The 17,372-nt window shown below is 61.3% G+C and carries 15 protein-coding genes and 1 pseudogene; 5 read left to right on the forward strand and 11 right to left on the reverse strand.

The genetic code is table 11. The features are described from left to right. Positions 1-213: 213 nt before the first annotated feature. The gene (locus tag ACM6IK_RS25545; protein WP_371920820.1) at positions 214-981 is read right to left on the reverse strand and encodes a methyl-accepting chemotaxis protein; all 768 of its coding nucleotides are present in this window, start codon (positions 979-981) and stop codon (positions 214-216) included. 90 nt (positions 982-1,071) lie between these two features. Beyond that, positions 1,072-2,262, reverse strand: a pseudogene (locus ACM6IK_RS25550) (cache domain-containing sensor histidine kinase); the annotation flags it as partial. A 344-nt stretch (positions 2,263-2,606) separates the two neighbouring features. Between ACM6IK_RS25550 and ACM6IK_RS25555 the strand changes: the two are divergent. Then, the gene (locus ACM6IK_RS25555; RefSeq protein WP_108219855.1) at positions 2,607-3,500 is read left to right on the forward strand and encodes a PA4780 family RIO1-like protein kinase; all 894 of its coding nucleotides are present in this window, start codon (positions 2,607-2,609) and stop codon (positions 3,498-3,500) included. 136 nt (positions 3,501-3,636) lie between these two features. Here ACM6IK_RS25555 and cueR read toward each other — a convergent pair whose 3' ends face one another. The 3 genes from cueR to ACM6IK_RS25570 form a co-directional block, all read right to left on the reverse strand. Beyond that, on the reverse strand, positions 3,637-4,062 hold the full coding sequence (gene cueR / locus ACM6IK_RS25560; RefSeq protein ID WP_414876522.1) for a Cu(I)-responsive transcriptional regulator: 426 nt from the start codon (positions 4,060-4,062) through the stop codon (positions 3,637-3,639). Next, positions 4,059-6,452: a heavy metal translocating P-type ATPase gene (locus tag ACM6IK_RS25565; RefSeq protein ID WP_414876523.1), complete on the reverse strand. Its 2,394-nt coding sequence runs from the start codon at positions 6,450-6,452 to the stop codon at positions 4,059-4,061. The genes cueR and ACM6IK_RS25565 overlap by 4 nt, the downstream gene beginning before the upstream one ends. A gap of 202 nt (positions 6,453-6,654) precedes the next feature. After that, the gene (locus tag ACM6IK_RS25570) at positions 6,655-7,038 is read right to left on the reverse strand and encodes a hypothetical protein (protein WP_414876524.1); all 384 of its coding nucleotides are present in this window, start codon (positions 7,036-7,038) and stop codon (positions 6,655-6,657) included. A 148-nt stretch (positions 7,039-7,186) separates the two neighbouring features. Between ACM6IK_RS25570 and ACM6IK_RS25575 the strand changes: the two genes are divergently transcribed. Then, on the forward strand, positions 7,187-7,384 hold the full coding sequence (locus ACM6IK_RS25575) for a heavy-metal-associated domain-containing protein (protein ID WP_108219859.1): 198 nt from the start codon (positions 7,187-7,189) through the stop codon (positions 7,382-7,384). Positions 7,385-7,474: 90 nt separating this feature from the next. Further along, a complete protein-coding gene (locus ACM6IK_RS25580) occupies positions 7,475-8,671 on the forward strand; it encodes a multidrug effflux MFS transporter (protein WP_414876525.1) in 1,197 nt (398 codons plus the stop codon). Positions 8,672-8,679: 8 nt separating this feature from the next. Here ACM6IK_RS25580 and ACM6IK_RS25585 read toward each other — a convergent pair whose 3' ends face one another. Together ACM6IK_RS25585 and ACM6IK_RS25590 are read right to left on the reverse strand one after the other, a co-directional pair. Next, positions 8,680-8,853: a hypothetical protein gene (locus ACM6IK_RS25585; protein WP_177413263.1), complete on the reverse strand. Its 174-nt coding sequence runs from the start codon at positions 8,851-8,853 to the stop codon at positions 8,680-8,682. Positions 8,854-9,078: 225 nt separating this feature from the next. Beyond that, positions 9,079-10,092, reverse strand: a complete 1,014-nt coding sequence (locus ACM6IK_RS25590; RefSeq protein WP_414876526.1) for a zinc-binding alcohol dehydrogenase family protein — start codon at positions 10,090-10,092, stop codon at positions 9,079-9,081. A 124-nt stretch (positions 10,093-10,216) separates the two neighbouring features. Here ACM6IK_RS25590 and ACM6IK_RS25595 point away from each other — a divergent pair, with 124 nt between their 5' ends. Further along, entirely contained in the window at positions 10,217-11,146 is a 930-nt protein-coding gene (locus ACM6IK_RS25595) for a LysR family transcriptional regulator (protein WP_414876527.1), read from the forward strand. A 315-nt stretch (positions 11,147-11,461) separates the two neighbouring features. Further along, positions 11,462-12,196, forward strand: a complete 735-nt coding sequence (locus tag ACM6IK_RS25600; protein ID WP_414876528.1) for an ArsR/SmtB family transcription factor — start codon at positions 11,462-11,464, stop codon at positions 12,194-12,196. A 147-nt stretch (positions 12,197-12,343) separates the two neighbouring features. Here ACM6IK_RS25600 and ACM6IK_RS25605 read toward each other — a convergent pair whose 3' ends face one another. From ACM6IK_RS25605 to ACM6IK_RS25620, 4 genes are all read right to left on the reverse strand, one after another. After that, positions 12,344-13,297, reverse strand: a complete 954-nt coding sequence (locus tag ACM6IK_RS25605) for an adenosine deaminase (protein ID WP_108219864.1) — start codon at positions 13,295-13,297, stop codon at positions 12,344-12,346. A gap of 82 nt (positions 13,298-13,379) precedes the next feature. Continuing rightward, positions 13,380-14,345 carry an isopenicillin N synthase family dioxygenase gene (locus tag ACM6IK_RS25610; protein WP_414876529.1) on the reverse strand — a complete coding sequence of 322 codons (966 nt, stop codon included), beginning with the start codon at positions 14,343-14,345 and terminating at the stop codon, positions 13,380-13,382. A 160-nt stretch (positions 14,346-14,505) separates the two neighbouring features. Further along, complete coding sequence (locus ACM6IK_RS25615) at positions 14,506-15,588, reverse strand: BMP family ABC transporter substrate-binding protein (protein ID WP_414876530.1); 1,083 nt, start codon at positions 15,586-15,588, stop codon at positions 14,506-14,508. Between the two features lie 372 nt (positions 15,589-15,960). Continuing rightward, complete coding sequence (locus ACM6IK_RS25620; RefSeq protein WP_414876531.1) at positions 15,961-17,319, reverse strand: 8-oxoguanine deaminase; 1,359 nt, start codon at positions 17,317-17,319, stop codon at positions 15,961-15,963. Between the last annotated feature and the right edge of the window lie 53 nt (positions 17,320-17,372).

Below are 17,372 nucleotides of genomic sequence, written 5' to 3' on the forward strand. Positions count from 1 at the left end.
TCAGTCAACAAAGATGTTGAAGCTGATAGCCTCATCGCGAGCAAGCTCGCTCCCACAGGTTTTGTGCCTGGCTCAGATTATGTGAACGACACTGAAGCCTTGTGGGAGCGAGCTTGCTCGCGATGGCGGTGTATCAGTCAACATGGATGTTGAAGCTGACGGCCTCATCGCGAGCAAGCTCGCTCCCACAGGGGGTGGGGGTGTGCCGGCTGATCAGGTACGGAACCTGCGCACCAACCCGTCCAGCTCATTGGACAACCCGGCCAGGCTCTGGGAATCCAGGCGCGCCGAGTTGGCCAGTTCCGCCACCAGTTGTGCATCGCCGTGGATCTGGCTGATGTGCCGGTTGATGTCTTCGGCCACTTGATGCTGTTGTTCCGCCGCCGTGGCGATCTGGGTGTTCATGTCGCGGATCACATCCACCGATTCACGAATCTGCCCGAAGCTGCTGCGCGCCTCACCGATGCGCGTCACCGATTGCTGGGACACTTCCAGGCTGGCGTGCATCTGCTGCGTCACCTGGCTGGTGCGTTTGGCCAGGTTGCCCAACAGACCGTCGATTTCCGCCGTGGAGTCGGCCGTGCGCTTGGCCAGGGCCCGCACTTCGTCAGCCACCACGGCAAAGCCTCGTCCCTGTTCACCGGCCCGGGCCGCTTCGATTGCAGCGTTCAAAGCCAGCAGGTTGGTCTGTTCAGCGATCGAGCGGATGGTCCCCAGGATCGACTGGATGTCGTTGCTATCGCGTTCGAGCTGTTGCATCGACTGGGCCGACTGTTCGATTTCCTGGCTCAGGCGATCAACGCTGTTCACCGCCGCATCGATCTGCTGCTGACCTTCACGCGCCTGGCGCTGGCCACTGTCGGCAGACTCCGCGGCCTGGCTGCAAGAGCGCGCGACTTCGTTAGCGGTGGCGACCATTTCGTGGAACGCCGTGGAGACCATGTCCACCGCTTCACGCTGGCGTCCGGCGGCTTCGGCCATGTCGCTGGAGACCTGGGTCGAACTCTTGGACGTGGCGAGGATCTTGCCCGCCGCACCGCCGATGTTCTGGATCAGGTTGCGAATCGCGGTCAGGAACTGGTTGAACCAGTTGGCCAGTTGCGCGGTTTCATCGTTGCCACGGATTTGCAGGTTTTGGGTCAGGTCGCCTTCGCCCTGGGCGATGCCTTCCAGGCCGCTGGCCACGCTGCGGATCGGGCGCACGATGAGGCTGGAAAAACTGGCGCCGACGATGGCGAAGATGACGGCCAGGACGGCGGCGATGATGGCGATCAACCAGGTCAACCGGGTCGCGGAACTCATCACGTCGTCCTGTTTGATCAGGCCGATGAAGGTCCAGCCCAGTTGTTCCGACGGCCAGACGTTGGCCATGTAGCGCTCGCCGTTGAGCTCCACTTCCACCAGGCCCTTGCCGGCCTTGGCCAGTTGCGCGTAGCCGTCGCCAAGGCTGTTCAGGGGTTTGAAGTTGTGTTCCGGTTGTTTCGGGTCCACCAGGACCATGCCGGTGTTTTCCAGCAGCATCAGGTAGCCGGTTTCACCGAGCTTGATCTGCTTGACGATTTCGGTGAGCTGCTTGAGCGTCACGTCGATGCTGACCACGCCGCCGTTGGTGCCCAGCTTGTTGTCGATGGTGCGCACGGTGCTGACGTAGGTCGCGTCGTCCTGGGCCCAGTAATAGGCCTCGGTGCGCAACGGTTTGCCCGGCTTGGCCTGGGCCGCCTTGTACCAGGGGCGCTGGCGTGGGTCGTAATTGTTCAGCTTTGGGTCATCCGGCCACGACACGTAGCCACCCGCCGCCGTGCCGAGGATGGCATAGGCGTAGGCCGGGTGGCTGTTGCCCAGGTCCTGAAGCAGGGCGAAGACTTTTTTGTCAGCCTCGCCTTGAGGGACGCTCTCGGCGTTGGCGGCCATGTAAGTCTTGAGGCTGTCGTCGGAGTTTCGGATCAACGGCTGCCTGGCCAGGTAATCGACGTTCTGGCTGATGCCGTCAAAGAACAATTGCATGGCGTTGCTGACCTGACGAATCTCGCGGGCACTGCCGTCGACGAATTCGTCCCTGGCGTCACTGCGCAGGTTCAGCACAACGAGGGTGGCGACCAGCACCACGGGCAGGCAGGCGATGATTGCAAACGCCCAGGTCAACTTCTGTTTGATGTTCATCCGCGCTCCAGATTTTCTTGTAGGCCCACGCAGTGCAGATGACTCGCGGTTTATTGGCAGCCGTAAACGTTCTTGGTCAACCCGGGTCCTTGAGTGCGGCATCGCTGTTGTTGTCGCAGCGATTGTCGGACAAATCACTTTGTCACTAAGGACTTCGGCTGTTGTCGGAGGAAATTGAGGCCTGTTGGGAAAAATCCTACGGAAGGTATGAGCTGTAGTGTCAGTTTCTGTCGCAATTGCCCTCAATACCCTTGCACAACAAGTGACGCAGGCTCGGCTATGATCTGGAGCGACCCGTGGCGGTCGTCGGTTTTTCCTGATGAAATCGGCACATTGTGTGCTTCTGCAATGCTCATAAGTCGGCAACCCCTCCCCCCCGTGAGTGGATTGCCGTATAACGAATGACTTTCGCGTGTTTGGTAATAAAGGACCCACAATAAAAGCTGATGAAGACTCCAAAACGCATTGAACCCCTGATCGAGGACGGTCTGGTCGACGAGGTGCTGCGCCCACTCATGAGTGGTAAAGAAGCAGCTGTTTATGTGGTGCGCTGCGGCAACGAGTTGCGTTGCGCGAAGGTTTACAAGGAGGCGAATAAACGCAGTTTCCGTCAGGCGGCCGAGTATCAGGAAGGCCGCAAGGTGCGCAACAGCCGTCAGGCCCGGGCGATGGCCAAAGGCTCGAAGTTTGGCCGCAAGGAAACCGAAGACGCTTGGCAGAACGCCGAAGTGGCGGCGCTGTTCCGCCTGGCCAATGCCGGTGTGCGGGTGCCCAAGCCGTACGACTTCCTCGAAGGCGTGCTGCTGATGGAGTTGGTGGCCGACGAGTATGGTGATGCCGCGCCGCGTCTGAACGATGTGGTGCTGGAGCCGGACCAGGCCCGCGAGTATCACGCGTATCTGATTTCCCAGATCGTGCTGATGCTGTGTACCGGTCTGGTGCACGGCGACCTGTCCGAGTTCAACGTGCTGCTGACGCCGACCGGTCCAGTCATCATCGACCTGCCGCAAGCGGTGGATGCGGCGGGCAACAACCACGCGTTCAGCATGCTGGAGCGCGACGTGGGCAACATGGCGTCCTACTTCGGGCGGTTTGCGCCGGAATTGAAGAAGACCAAGTACGCCAAGGAAATGTGGGCCTTGTATGAGGCCGGCACCTTGCACCCGGCCAGCGTCCTGACCGGCGAGTTCGCCGACACGGAAGAGCTGGCCGACGTGGGCGGCATCATGCGCGAGATCGAGGCCGCGCGCCTGGATGAAGAGCGCAAGCAAGCCGTACGCGCGGCGGACGATGCGCCGCCGGGCAAGACCGAAGAACCGCCTCCGCCCTGGATGCAGTGATCGGATAAAAAACCGGCTTCGGCCGGTTTTTTTGTGCGCCACCCAAATCCCTTGTAGGAGTGAGCCTGCTCGCGATAGCGTCGGCACTTTCAACATTGATGTGTCAGGCAGATTGCTATCGCGAGCAGGCTCACTCCTACAGGGAGTTGCGGTGGTTGGTAGGGGTGGTGCAACACCCCGACTCCAGATTCTTCAGAATCGGGCAATCCGGCCGATGATCGCCCTGACAGTGCTCAACCAGGTCCTGCAAGGTGTCGCGCAACTGGCCGAGTTCACGGATCTTCTGGTTCAACTCATCGATGTGCTGGCGGGCCAGCGCTTTCACATCGGCGCTGGCGCGCTGGCGGTCTTGCCAGAGGGTCAGCAACTTGCCGACTTCTTCCAGGGAAAACCCCAGGTCCCGCGAGCGCTTGATGAACGCCAGTGTGTGCAGGTCGACATCGCCGTATACCCGGTAGCCGCTGTCGGTGCGATGGGCTGCCTTGAGCAGGCCGATGGATTCGTAATAACGGATCATCTTTGCGCTCAGGCCGCTGTGGCGGGCCGCTTGGCCGATGTTCATCGGTTGTCCTCCAGGTCCTTGGGTTTCCAGGTTTTCAACAGTAACGCATTGCTCACCACGCTGACGCTCGACAACGCCATGGCCGCACCGGCCAGCACCGGGTTGAGGAGGCCGAATGCCGCCAATGGAATGCCGATCAGGTTATAGACGAACGCCCAGAACAGGTTCTGGCGAATTTTGGCGTAGGTCTTGCGGCTGATCTCCAGTGCGGCCGGAACCAGCCGTGGATCGCCGCGCATCAAGGTGATGCCGGCCGCGTGCATGGCGACGTCGGTGCCGCCACCCATGGCGATGCCGATGTCGGCGGCGGCCAGTGCCGGGGCGTCGTTGATGCCGTCGCCGACCATCGCCACCACCCCGGTCTGTTTCAGTGCAGCGACCGTGGCGGCTTTGTCCGCCGGCAGCACTTCGGCATGCACATCGTGGATGCCGAGGGCCTCGGCCACTACGTTGGCGCTGCCGCGATTGTCGCCGGTCAGCAGGTGGCTGCTGATGTTCCGCGCGCTCAGTTGTTGTACCGCTTGCAGCGCGCCGGGCTTGAGGGTGTCACCGAAGGCGAACAGGCCCAGCACGCGGGGTTCGGGGGATTGTTCGATTAGCCAGGACAAGGTCCGGCCTTCATTTTCCCACGCGATCGCCGAGTCGGCCAATGGCCCGGCATTCAAGCCGCTGTCCTCCAGCAGGCGCCGATTGCCCAGCGCCAGGCGACGCCCTTCGAGGCTGCCGGCGATGCCGCGGCCGGTCAGGGACTGGCTGTCGCTGACATCGGCCACCTTCAATCCACGCTCGGCACAGGCATCCAGAACAGCCTTGGCCAGCGGATGCTCACTGCCGCGTTGCAGGGCACCGGCCAGTTGCAGCAGGCGCATCTCATTCCCGTCGATGGCACTCAGATGGGCAATGCGCGGGGCGCCGGAGGTCAGGGTGCCGGTCTTGTCGAATACCACCGCGCTGACTTCATGGGCTCGCTCCAGTGCTTCGGCGTCCTTGATCAGAATCCCGTAGCGCGCCGCCACGCCGGTGCCGGCCATGATCGCCGTTGGCGTGGCCAGACCCAGGGCGCACGGGCAGGCGATCACCAGCACCGCCACGGCGTTGATCAGCGCGGTTTCCATTGGCGCGCCGTACAGCCACCAGCCGATCAGGGTCGCCAGGGCAATCAGCAGCACAGTGGGCACGAACACCTGGCTGACTCTATCCACCAGTTTCTGGATCGGCGCTTTTGCGGCCTGGGCGTCTTCCACCAGACGGATGATCCGCGCCAGCACGGTTTCCGCACCGAGGGCCTGGGTACGCACCAGCAACCGGCCTTCACCGTTGATCGCGCCACCGGTGACTTTGTCGCCGGTCTGCTTGGGCACCGGCAGGCTCTCGCCGCTGATCAGCGCTTCATCGGCATGGCTCTGGCCTTCAACCACCAGGCCGTCCACTGGGAAGCGTTCGCCGGGTTTGACCATCACCAGGTCATCGAGGCGCAGGGCGCTGATGGCGATGTCTTGCTCGTGGCCATCGATCACCCGAATCGCCCGTTCCGGGCGCAAGGCTTCGAGGGCACGGATGGCGCTGGCCGTCTGGCGCTTGGCGCGGCTTTCCAGGTACTTGCCCAGCAGCACCAAGGCGATCACCACCGCCGAGGCTTCGAAATACAGGTGCGGCATGCGCCCGGCAGCGGTGGCCCATTCGTACAGGCTCAAGCCATACCCGGCGCTGGTGCCCAGGGCCACCAGCAGGTCCATGTTGCCGGCCCCGGCGCGCACGGCTTTCCACGCGGCGACGTAAAACCGTGCGCCGAAGATGAATTGCACCGGCGTAGCCAAGGCGAACTGCGCCCAGGCCGGGAGCATCCAGTGCACGCCGAAGGGCTGTAGCAGCATCGGCAATACCAGCGGCAAGGCGAGGGCGATGGCCATGATCAAGGCCTGGCGTTCGCGATGCAGGCGCTGTTGCTGATTGTCGGTTGGCGGGTGTTCGGCTTCCCAGACGCTGGCGCTGTAGCCAGCCTTGGTCACTGCGGCGATCAAGGATTGCGGATCGATCTGGCCGAGCAGTTCAAGGTGGGCGCGTTCGTTGGCCAGGTTGACGCTGACGCTTTTCACTCCGGCAATCTTGCCCAACGCACGCTCGACCCGACCGACGCAGGATGCGCAGGTCATGCCGTCGATGCTCAGTTCCAGGCTGTGCTGCGGCACGCTGTAGCCGGCCTTGACCACGGCATCCATCAAGGCAGGCAAGCTGTCGCTGGGTGCCTGCACCCGCGCCTGTTCAGTGGCAAGGTTGACACTGACGCCACTGGCGCCAATGACTTTGCTCAAGGCGCGCTCGACACGTCCGGCGCAACTGGCACAGGTCATGCCGGCGATCGGCAGGTCGAACGTGGTGGATTCGGACATCGGTCGTACTCCCTGTAGTAGATGACCACAGGATCAACCTTGCCATGCTGGCAAGGTCAAGTGCCAATCTGAACTTGCCGCTGATCCCTGTGGGAGCGGGCTTGCTCGCGAAAGCGGAGTATCAGTCAACAGAGTTGTTGAATGTAATGGCCTAATCGCGAGCAAGCTCCCACAGGTTTATCGGGTGTCCCCGGGATTTGTGTCAGTAGCCGAGACCGGCGCGTTTGAGGTACATCCCTTCGTGTGTCATCGCGATCCGGTACTTGAGCACATCCCCGGCCTTGAGCTGGATGTCCTGCGAACCCGGCGCGAGCATGCCCGGATTGCAACCCGGGACCTGGCCCGGCAGCAGTTTCAGACGCAGCGAGACGATGCCCGGCGGCAGGTTGAACGAGGTGCTCTGTTCCTGAAACAGCCGCGCCGCCAATTGATCCTGGATGTACACACCGATTTCGCAACTGGTCGCGACTTCCAGGCGCTCGCGGGAAATGATCAGCACGCCATAATCCTGACCGGCAGCATTGACCGAAGGCACGGTGGCGAAAAGGCTGAGAAAGCCAAACAGGCTGAAAACTGACCAGCGCATGGCTGAATCTCCTGAGTTCGAGTCATTGATGGACGCAGCTTGGCCGAGCGCTGCGCCGATTGCCAGCCCGGCAGCCGGCTTCAGAACTTGACCTTGCCATGGTGGCAAGCTCGAAACTGGGTTCAAACCTCGGAAAAGGAGTCATCCCATGCAAGTGTTCAACGTTGAAGGCATGTCTTGTGGTCACTGCGTCAAGGCCATCACCCAGGCGGTCCAGGCCAAAGACCCGGCGGCCAGTGTGCGGGTCGATCTGGCGGCCAGGGAGGTCGGTGTCGAAAGTGCGCTGACCGCCGAGCAAGTGATCGCGGCGATCAGCGAAGAGGGTTACGGCGTCAAACTGGCCTGAATTTGATAGTTAGCGAGCTACTGGAATGTTCAAGGCGTCCATGCGCGGCTAGACTGTCGGGCTGCCGACTTCTGCCTCACGGGATGCCTGATGAACCTGCGTACCATTCTGATACTTGGCGCTTTGAGCGCTTTCGGTCCGCTGGCGATCGACTTCTATCTGCCAGCCTTCCCGGCCATTGCTCTGGCTTTCGGGACCGACGAAAATCACGTTCAGATGACGTTGGCGGCGTACTTCCTCGGCTTGTCCATCGGTCAGTTGGCCTATGGTCCGGTGGCGGATCGTTTCGGGCGACGCATTCCGTTGCTCACCGGTGTCGGCCTGTTCACCGTTGCCTCCGTGGCGTGCGCCTACGCGCCGAATCTGGAATGGTTGATCGGCGCGCGTTTCGTCCAGGCGTTGGGCGGCTGCGCGGGGATGGTGATTTCCCGGGCGGTGGTCAGCGACAAGTGTGATGCGGTGGGCTCGGCGAAAGTCTTTTCGCAGTTGATGCTGGTGATGGGGCTGGCGCCGATCCTCGCGCCATTGCTGGGTGGGTTGTTGGTCAACACCACTGGGTGGCAGTCGATCTTCCTGGCCTTGACCGCTTTCAGTGCGCTGGCGGGGCTGGCGGTTGCGACGGGATTGCCGGAAAGCTTGCCGGCCCACATACCGCGCCAGCCGCTATCGGGTGCGTTGCGTCAGTACGGTCGGTTGCTGGCCGACCCGGTGTTCCTCGGCCATGCCTTGACTGGGGGCATCGCCATCGCCGGGATGTTTGCCTACATCGCCGGTTCACCCTTCATCATCATCAAGCTCTACGGCGTTCCGGCCGAGCACTTTGGCTGGCTGTTCGGCACCAATGCGGCGGGCTTCATTCTGGTGGCACAGGTTAATGCGCGGTTGCTGGCCAAGCGTGGTCCGGCCTTCTTGCTGGTGCGTGCGGTGTGGGTATATCTGGCGGCCGGTTTGACCCTGCTCGCTGTCAGCTCTCTGCACCCTGCACACCTGTGGCCGCTGCTGATTCCATTGTTCATCTGTATCGCCAGCCTCGGTTGCATCAGTCCCAATGCCGCGGCCTGTGCGATGAGCGGGCAGGGCGGACGGGCCGGCAGCGCGTCGGCGCTGCTCGGTTGCCTGCAATTCAGCGTGGCTGCCGGTGCCTCTGCGCTGGTGGGCGTGCTGCACGACGGCAGCGCCGTGCCGATGGCCATGGTCATCAGCCTGTGTGGAATTCTGGTGGTGAGTGCGGCGTTGCTCACCCGGCGTTTGCAAAATGCCCGGGCGCTGGCGCAAGCCCAGGTTTGAGGCCGGAGTCAGCCGGCTGCGCGCTGCGGGTGGAAGACGGGAATGGGGTGAGGGGCCTGGATGCGGGCTTCAAGAGTACGCGTGAAAGCGCGAGCTTCTGCTTCGCTGCGGAACGTCACAGCATGTTGGTCTAAGCGAACTTGCCACTGGGACTTCGCCAGTTCTTTTATCAGGATCTTCATAGCTGAACTCCACTTGTAAAAGATGTCTCGTAAAAGACTGCCTCGCAGGAGTTTCGATTGTAGTCCCGAATTCGAGCACCATTGTGACAAGGATCAATTGTCGGACTGACGGTTTGTAACTAAAAAAAACACGAGTTTTCGAGGGCGTTCGCAGGGATTGTCGGCGGCCGGAACCACCCGGTCGCCGACGGAAACATGACATCAGCGAAGGCTTTTTTCAGCGCCTCAGAACCCTTCCAGCACAATCTTGCCCTTGGCCTTGCCGCTCTCCAGCAGGGCATGGGCACGGCGCAAATTGGCCGCATTGATCGTGCCGAAGTGTTCGCCCACCGTGGTTTTCAGGGTCCCGGCATCGATCAGCCAGGCGACGCGGTTGAGCAGGTTGTGCTGCTCGATCATGTCCGCGGTTTCAAACAGCGAACGGGTGTACATGAACTCCCAATGCAGTGACAGGCTCTTGCGCTTGAGCTTGGTCACGTCCAGCGCCTTGGGGTCATCGATCAGCGCCAGCTTGCCTTGGGGCGCCAATGCCTCGACCAGTTGGTCCAGGTGCTGGTCGGTCTGGGTCAGGCTGGCGACGTGGGTGACCTGATCCACGCCGGCACGCTTGAGTGCTTCGCAGAGTGGCTGGCTATGGTCGATCACCAGATCGGCACCCAGTTCCTTGACCCAGCTTTGGGTCTGCGCACGCGAAGCGCTGCCGATGACTTTCAGGGCCGTCAGTTGGTGAGCGAGCTGCGTAAGCATCGAACCCACGCCACCCGCTGCGCCGACGATCAACAGGCTCTGGCCTTCGTCGGTTTTGCCTTCGCGTATTTGCAGGCGTTCGAACAGCAGTTCCCACGCCGTGATCGCGGTGAGCGGCAGGGCAGCGGCTTCGGCGAATCCCAGGGTCTTTGGCATGCGGCCGACGATGCGCTCGTCCACCACATGCAACTCGCTGTTGCCGCCCGCCCGCGCGATGGAGCCGGCGTAAAATACCTTGTCGCCGGCCTGGAACAGCGTCACCTCACTGCCCACCGCCTTGACCACACCGGCCACATCCCAACCCAGCACCTTGGCCGCGCCACCTTCGGGCTGGACGTTCTGACGCACCTTGGTGTCCACCGGGTTGACCGAGATGGCTTTGACTTCCACCAGCAAGTCGCGGGGGCCGGCAACCGGCTCCGGCAGTTCGATGTCTTGCAGAGCCTTGTCGTCACTGATCGGCAACGAGGCGTAGTAGGCAATGGCTTTCATGGGCGGCTCCAGAACACTAATAAAGAAGCGATTTGATGGGACAGATGATTGGCTATTTCTCCTGAAGATAAAACCGGCTAAAAGAGTAGTCTCTTTCAATATTTTTTTGATAATCGGTGCTCTGATGCTGCGTTTCGATGACTTGCAGTTGTTTGTCCGGGCGGCGGACCTGGGCAGTCTGTCCGCCGCCGCGCGGGGGATGGACATGTCGGCGGCGGTGGCCAGTGCGGCGCTCAAGCGCATCGAACAGCAACTCGGCGCCCGTTTATTGGCCCGTTCGACCCGCAGCCTGCGCCTGACCGCCGAAGGCGAGGGCTTTCTCGAATACGCCCGCGCGGCCCTGAGCAATCTCGACGAGGGCCGGCGATTGCTGGCCAGTGGTCAAGACCAGGTCAGCGGAGTTCTGCAACTGTCGGCGCCATCGGACTTTGGCCGCAATCTGCTGCTGCCCTGGCTCGATGAGTTTCAACGCGAACATCCGAAACTGACCGTGCGCCTGCTGCTGGGGGATCGCATCGCCGACCTGTTTCGCCAACCGGTAGACATTGCCCTGCGCTATGGTGAACCGGAGGATTCCAGTCTGGTGGCGCTGCCCATCGCCCCGCAGAACCGCCGGGTGTTGTGCGCCGCTCCCGGCTATCTGGCCCGGCATGGCGAGCCACGGCAACTTGAGCAACTGGCACAGCACAATTGCCTGTTGTACATGCTCGGCAGCCGGGTCCACGACCACTGGAGTTTTCACGACGGCAAACGCGAAGTCAGCCTGACCGTCAGCGGCGATCGTTTCAGTGACGATGCCGATGTCGTGCGCCGTTGGGCCGTGGCGGGCGCCGGGATCGCGTACAAGTCCTGGCTGGATGTCGCCGCCGATGTACTGGCCGGTCGCTTGAAAGTGCTGATGCCGGAGCTGCTCTGTGAGCGCGCATCGCTGAATCTGTTGTGCGCCCATCGCGCGCAATTGAGTAAGCCGGTGAATCTCTTGCGTGAAATGCTTGTCAGCCGATGTGAACTTTTGAGCAGTCAATTTCCGGGTTTTTCGGATATCGATCATTAGTCGCACGAAAAAAGAGAAATTTCTCTCAGGAACGATCACCACCTATGCCGGGCGGAGGACAGGATCCCGCGACCAACCCGCATATACTAGCGCCCTCATCATGTAGGTAGCGTCGATCCCCCAATGGCGGACCAACGTTCGAGCCGGTCCGGCTGACGGTCATCCTTCTGGCCTTCGCAGCGTCGGCCAGGCAGCGCAAATGGGTGAGCAAGGCGTCGCCGGGTTTATGACAGTCTCCTCGGATTGGCCGACGACACATTACTGCTCAAGATGTTTCCGGGCAGTAAACGAAACGATTCAACAGGGAGTGAATACATGGAACATGCACCTTGCATCAGCCAGATCGCCACATTGCTGGCTGACCCAAAGCGAAGCGCAATGATGTGGGCCTTGATGGACGGTTCGGCGCGAACAACCGAAGAGTTGGCATTGCTGGCCGGCCTGTCACCGTCTTCGGCCAGTGCACACCTGGGACGTTTGTCCACTGGAGGTCTGTTGAGGGTTGAAAGCCGCGGCCGCAAACGCTTCTTCCGCCTGGCCGCGCCCGAGGTCGGGGCGGCAATCGAGGCACTGGCCAGCGCGACCTTCGCCAGCGCACCCCAGGATATTGCGCAGGTATTCAAAAGCAATGCGCCTCTCGTCAAACCTCGGGCGGTGCGTTCATCCTTGCTGAGTGCCCGACTGTGCGACGATCACTTGGGGGGCACCCTGTCCGCCGATCTGTATCAGCGACTGCTGGAGGCAGGCTGGATCGAACAGTTTGATCAGCGGGTCACGGTCACGCTCAAGGGCGCGACGGGGTTGGCGGCACGGGGAGTGTTCATCCAGGCGCTGGCCCATCACAACGGCAGGGTTGCCTGCGCATGCCCTGACTGGAGCGAAAGACGCCCGCACATGGGCGGCTCGCTGGGCGCGGCATTGTTGCAGCTGTTCATGCAGTCGGGGTGGCTGAGCCTGCCCAACGATTCCCGAGCCTTGCAGGTGACGGCCTCCGGGCAACGCGAAATTCATCGCTTCGCCCAGGAAACCGAACTGGAAATGGCGCTTTAGAAACCTTGGTCAAACACCCGATCTGTAGGAGCTGGTTTGTCGGGTCGCCGCATCGCAGCGAAGCCGTTGCCACATTCAACATTTTTGGTGAGTGGGAGGGCGCCTTCGCTGGCAAGCCAGCTCCTACAGTTGGATTTGCGGTGCTGCCTAGGGTTTCACCAATCGCGCATCGAGGCTGTTCTGCGCCAGGCGTTTGGCCTGATCCTGGGTCATGCCCAGGTGAGTGTGCAGCGCATGGAAGTTCTCGGTGACATAGCCACCGAAGTACGCCGGGTCATCGGAGTTCACGGTCACTTTTACGCCGCGTTCCAGCATGTCGAGAATGTTGTGCTGCGACATGTGATCGAACACGCAAAGCTTGGTGTTCGACAACGGGCATACGGTCAGCGGGATCTGCTCGTCGATGATTCGCTGCATCAGGCGCTCGTCTTCGATGGCGCGCACGCCATGGTCGATGCGCTGGATTTTCAGCAGGTCGATGGCTTCCCAGATGTACTCGGGCGGGCCTTCTTCACCGGCGTGGGCGACGGTCAGGAAGCCTTCGTGACGGGCACGGTCGAACACGCGCTGGAACTTGCTCGGCGGGTGGCCCATCTCGGAGCTGTCCAGGCCCACGGCGACAAACGCTTCGCGGAACGGCAGCGCCTGGTCGAGGGTTTTCTGCGCTTGGTCTTCGCTCAGGTGGCGCAGGAAGCTCAGGATCAAACCACTGGTGATACCCAGTTGCTGCTCGCCATCCTTCAGCGCGGCGGCGATGCCGTTGAGCACCACTTCGAACGGGATGCCACGGTCGGTGTGGGTCTGCGGGTCGAAGAACGGTTCGGTGTGGATCACGTTCTGCTCTTTGCAGCGCAGCAGGTACGCCCAGGTCAGGTCATAGAAATCCTGGGATGTGCGCAACACATCGGCACCCCGGTAATACAGGTCGAGGAACTCCTGCAGGTTGTTGAAGGCATACGCCTTGCGCAAGGTTTCGACGTCGTTCCATGGCAGGGCAATCTTGTTGCGCTCGGCCAGGGCAAACAACAGCTCGGGCTCCAGCGAGCCTTCCAGGTGCAGGTGCAACTCTGCCTTGGGCAGGGCGTTCAGCCAGTCATACATGATTCTTTTCTCATCAGGTGCAATGGTCGCCATTCTACAGAGGGTTGCCGCAACAATTGGTAAAACCTGACCAGGCGGTTCATCACACTGCTTTCAGTTCCCGTCGATAAGCGTAGGTATCGGCGAAGCGCGAGAGCAGGAACTCGGCGCAGGTGGTGCCCGGGTATTTCGCCGGGTGCTGTTCATCCTTACAACCGGGCAGGCATTCGATGCGGGTATCCGGGTGCGGCTCGGCGAAGAACGGCATCGAATAACGATTCACGCCGAGCGGGCTGATCACCCGGTGCGGTGTCGACAGATAGCGGTCGTTGCTCCAGCGCGCCATCATGTCGCCGAGGTTGACCACGAACGTACCTTCGATGGGCGGTGCGTCGATCCACTCACCCTTGACGCTGCGTACCTGCAAGCCTGCGGCGGCATCCTGATAAAGCAGGGTGATGCAACCGTAGTCAGTGTGGGCGCCGGCTCCTTGCTGCTCGGCGGAGCTGGCAGTGTGGCGCGGCGGGTAATGAATCATCCGCAGCACGCTGACCGGGTCATTGAAGCGTGTGTCGAAGAAATCGCGCTCAATCCCCAACGCCAGGGTCATCGCCCGCAACAGCGTTTGTGCGAGGGCTTGCATGTCGACGTAGTGTTGCTCCATCAGCGCTTCCCAGCCGGGCATGGACGGATGGCGATTGGGACCGCGCAAGGGTTTTTCCGCCAGTACGTCAGGGTGCTCGGCCGGCAGGTGCAGGCCCATGTCGAAGGTTTCTTTGAGGTCGCTGGGTTTACTCGGGTCGAGCTGCTCAGTGGCGATGGCGCCGTAGCCGCGATGGTGACGGGTCTGGGTGATGTCGATCTTGAGTTTTTCGGCGGTGGGTTGGGCGAAGAAACGCTTGGCACTGTCGAGCAGCTCGTCGATTCGCGCAGCGCTGATCGGGTGGCCCTTGATGTAGAAGAAACCCCACTCGCGACAGGCGAGGTCGATTTGTCCGGCCACGGCTGGCCAGGCGGATGGTGCATCGCTGTAGAGTGGGGCGATGTCGATGATAGGGAGGCTGTTCATGGGATTGTCCTGAAGGTTACGCAGTCTGGCGAACACTGAAGAACCCTGTGGGAGCGAGCTTGCTCGCGATAGCGGTAGGGCAGACAACATGGATGTTGAATGTAATGGCCTCATCGCGAGCAAGCTCGCTCCCACAGGTACCGTGTTCTGACCGGAAGAGTTACTTCGGCATCTCGGCCTTCATGCCTTCCACGTAGTAATTCATCGACGCCAGTTGCGCCGTGGTCGCGCTCACGCCCGCCGGGATTTTTTCGACTCCGGCCTGATCCTTGATCGGCCCGGTGAACAGCTGCAACGCACCGCTCTTGATGTCGGCGATGATCTGCTCGGCTTCGCTCTTCACCGTCGCCGGCACCAGGTCGCTGATCGGCAGTTCAACGGTGCCTTCCTTCAATCCACCCCAATAGTCCCGGGATTTCCAGTCATGGTCGATCACGCTTTGGGTTGCCTGAATGTAGTGCGGGCCCCAGTCATTGACGATGGAGGTCAGTACCGCTTTTGGCCCGAAGTGCGCCATGTCCGAAGCGTAGCCCACGGCATACACGCCGCGACGTTCGGCGGCCTGGATCGGTGCGGGGCTGTCGGTGTGCTGGAACACCACGTCCACACCCTGATCGATCAGCGCGTTGGCGGCATCCGCTTCCTTGCCCGGATCGAACCATGAGTTGACCCACACCACCTTGATCTCGGTGCTGGGGTTGTACTTGTTCAATGCCAGCTGGATGGCGTTGATGTCGCGGATCACTTCCGGGATCGGGAACGAGGCGACGTAGCCGACTTTTTTGCTCTTGGTCATCTTCGCCGCAAGGAAGCCGCCGACGTAGCGGCCCTCGTAAGTGCGCGCCAGATAAGTGCCGAGGTTGTTGCCCTGCTTGTAGCCGGTGGCGTGCTCGAAGGTCACCATGGGAAACTGTTTGGCGACTTTCACGGTCGGGTTCATGTAGCCGAAAGAGGTAGTGAAGATCAGGTCGTATTTGTCCTTGGCCATGTTGCGGATCACCCGCTCGGCGTCGGCACCTTCGGCGACGTTTTCCACATAGTTGGTGGTGATCTGCGCACCGAATTTTTCCGCGAGTTCCTTGCGCCCCTGTTCATGCTGATACGTCCAGCCGTGGTCACCGATCGGACCGATATAGACGAAGCCGACTTTCAGCGGTTCGTTGGCACTGACGGTCAGACCGGCGCTCAGACCGATGGCCGCCGCAACGGCGCAAAGCAGCTTCTTCAACGGACGGTTGTGCATGAATTGGAACTCCATTTTGTTGTGAGGTTGGCTGGGCACTCGGGCTTGCACAGGGCAATGCAAATTGCTGACCAACAAGACAACAAAACGTGAATCTGCGGTGATGCCATCGCGAGCTGGCTCGCGATGGGTCTGTGAAGTCCGATATCAGTGCATGTCCTTGCACGGCTGCCATCCACTGGTGCGCCAATCCAGATGGCCATGACCCTCCACAAAACCAATGTGGGAGCGGGCTGTGGCGAGGGGGCTTGCCCCCGTTTGAGTGCGCAGCACTCACAAGAGCTTCGATACATCGTAAATTTTGGGGCTGCTTCGCAGCCCAACGGGGGCAAGCCCCCTCGCCACAGCTCCCACAGTTTTGATCTGGGTGTGTCAGACCCCAGCGATCAACTGTCGCGCCGCCTGGCTGTGATCGGCAATCAACCCCTTCAGATCCAGCCCTTCGATCTGCCCATCGATCACCCGCCACTTGCCGCCGACCATCACCCGGTCCGCGCGATCGGCGCCGCACAGCAGCAGTGCCGAGACCGGATCATGGCTGCCGGAGAAGCGCAGTTCATCCAGCTTGAACAGGGCCAGGTCGGCCTGCTTGCCCACGGCCAGTTCACCGATATCGGTACGCCCCAACAGACTGGCCGAACCTTTGGTCGCCCAGCCGAGCACGCGCTCCGGGGTGATTTTCTCGGCGCCGTAGCGCAGGCGTTGGATGTACAGGGCCTGACGCGCTTCGAGCATCATGTTCGAGGCATCGTTGGATGCCGAGCCGTCCACGCCCAAACCCAGCAAGGCACCGGCATCGGTCAGCTCGATGCTCGGGCAGATGCCCGAGGCCAGGCGCATGTTCGAACTCGGGCAATGGCAAATACCGGTGCCGGCGTCACCGAGACGGGCGATTTCATCCGGGTTGAAATGGATGCCATGGGCCAGCCAGGTACGTGGGCCGAGCCAGCCTACGCTGTCCAGATAATCCACGGTGCGCAGGCCGAAGCGTTGCAGGCAGAAATCTTCTTCGTCGAGGGTTTCCGCCAGGTGGGTGTGCAGGCGCACGTCGAGTTTGTTCGCCAGTTCGGCACTGGCCGACATGATTTCCGGTGTTACCGAGAACGGTGAGCACGGAGCCAGGGCGATCTGGATTTGCGCGCCGTCACCGCGTTCGTGGTATTCGGCGATCAGGCGCTGGCTGTCGGCAAGGATCACCTCGCCTTCCTGCACGGTCTGTTGCGGCGGCAGGCCACCGTCTTTTTCGCCAAGGCTCATGGAACCACGGGTGAGCATGGCGCGCATGCCCAGTTCACGAACGCTCTCGACCTGCACGTCGATGGCATTTTCCAGACCTTCCGGAAACAGGTAGTGGTGGTCGGCCGCGGTGGTGCAACCGGACAGCAGCAATTCAGCCAGCGCGACTTTGGTGGCGAGGGCGAGTTTTTCCGGAGTCAGGCGTGCCCAGACCGGGTACAGGGTTTTCAGCCACGGGAACAGCGGCTGATTGACCACCGGCGCCCAGGCGCGGGTCAGGGTTTGATAGAAGTGGTGATGGGTGTTGATCAGGCCCGGCAGGATCACATGCTCGCGTGCATCGAACACTTCATTGCACGGTGCGGACGGTTGTTGACCTGCGCCGAGTACTTCGACGATCAAACCGTCTTGCAGCACCAGACCGCCACGGGCATCGAGACCGTTGGCCGTGAAAATGGCGAGGGGATTTTTTAACCAGGTACGGGTCGCAGGCATGTTGGCCGGCTCCTCTGAAAGTTGGGTTCAGGGTTGCCAGCTCAGTGTTGCCC

Origin of the sequence: Pseudomonas sp. IT-196MI5, assembly GCF_949767415.1 — a bacterium.
Taxonomy (GTDB): domain Bacteria; phylum Pseudomonadota; class Gammaproteobacteria; order Pseudomonadales; family Pseudomonadaceae; genus Aquipseudomonas.

Bases quoted from the DNA above. Each gene is read 5' to 3' on its own strand.
- ACM6IK_RS25545 (WP_371920820.1), bottom strand. From the start codon at position 981: ATGGCCGAAGCCGCCGGACGCCAGCGTGAAGCGGTGGACATGGTCTCC.
- ACM6IK_RS25555 (WP_108219855.1), top strand. From the start codon at position 2,607: ATGAAGACTCCAAAACGCATTGAACCCCTGATCGAGGACGGTCTGGTC.
- cueR (WP_414876522.1), bottom strand. From the start codon at position 4,062: ATGAACATCGGCCAAGCGGCCCGCCACAGCGGCCTGAGCGCAAAGATG.
- ACM6IK_RS25565 (WP_414876523.1), bottom strand. From the start codon at position 6,452: ATGTCCGAATCCACCACGTTCGACCTGCCGATCGCCGGCATGACCTGT.
- ACM6IK_RS25570 (WP_414876524.1), bottom strand. From the start codon at position 7,038: ATGCGCTGGTCAGTTTTCAGCCTGTTTGGCTTTCTCAGCCTTTTCGCC.
- ACM6IK_RS25575 (WP_108219859.1), top strand. From the start codon at position 7,187: ATGCAAGTGTTCAACGTTGAAGGCATGTCTTGTGGTCACTGCGTCAAG.
- ACM6IK_RS25580 (WP_414876525.1), top strand. From the start codon at position 7,475: ATGAACCTGCGTACCATTCTGATACTTGGCGCTTTGAGCGCTTTCGGT.
- ACM6IK_RS25585 (WP_177413263.1), bottom strand. From the start codon at position 8,853: ATGAAGATCCTGATAAAAGAACTGGCGAAGTCCCAGTGGCAAGTTCGC.
- ACM6IK_RS25590 (WP_414876526.1), bottom strand. From the start codon at position 10,092: ATGAAAGCCATTGCCTACTACGCCTCGTTGCCGATCAGTGACGACAAG.
- ACM6IK_RS25595 (WP_414876527.1), top strand. From the start codon at position 10,217: ATGCTGCGTTTCGATGACTTGCAGTTGTTTGTCCGGGCGGCGGACCTG.
- ACM6IK_RS25600 (WP_414876528.1), top strand. From the start codon at position 11,462: ATGGAACATGCACCTTGCATCAGCCAGATCGCCACATTGCTGGCTGAC.
- ACM6IK_RS25605 (WP_108219864.1), bottom strand. From the start codon at position 13,297: ATGTATGACTGGCTGAACGCCCTGCCCAAGGCAGAGTTGCACCTGCAC.
- ACM6IK_RS25610 (WP_414876529.1), bottom strand. From the start codon at position 14,345: ATGAACAGCCTCCCTATCATCGACATCGCCCCACTCTACAGCGATGCA.
- ACM6IK_RS25615 (WP_414876530.1), bottom strand. From the start codon at position 15,588: ATGCACAACCGTCCGTTGAAGAAGCTGCTTTGCGCCGTTGCGGCGGCC.
- ACM6IK_RS25620 (WP_414876531.1), bottom strand. From the start codon at position 17,319: ATGCCTGCGACCCGTACCTGGTTAAAAAATCCCCTCGCCATTTTCACG.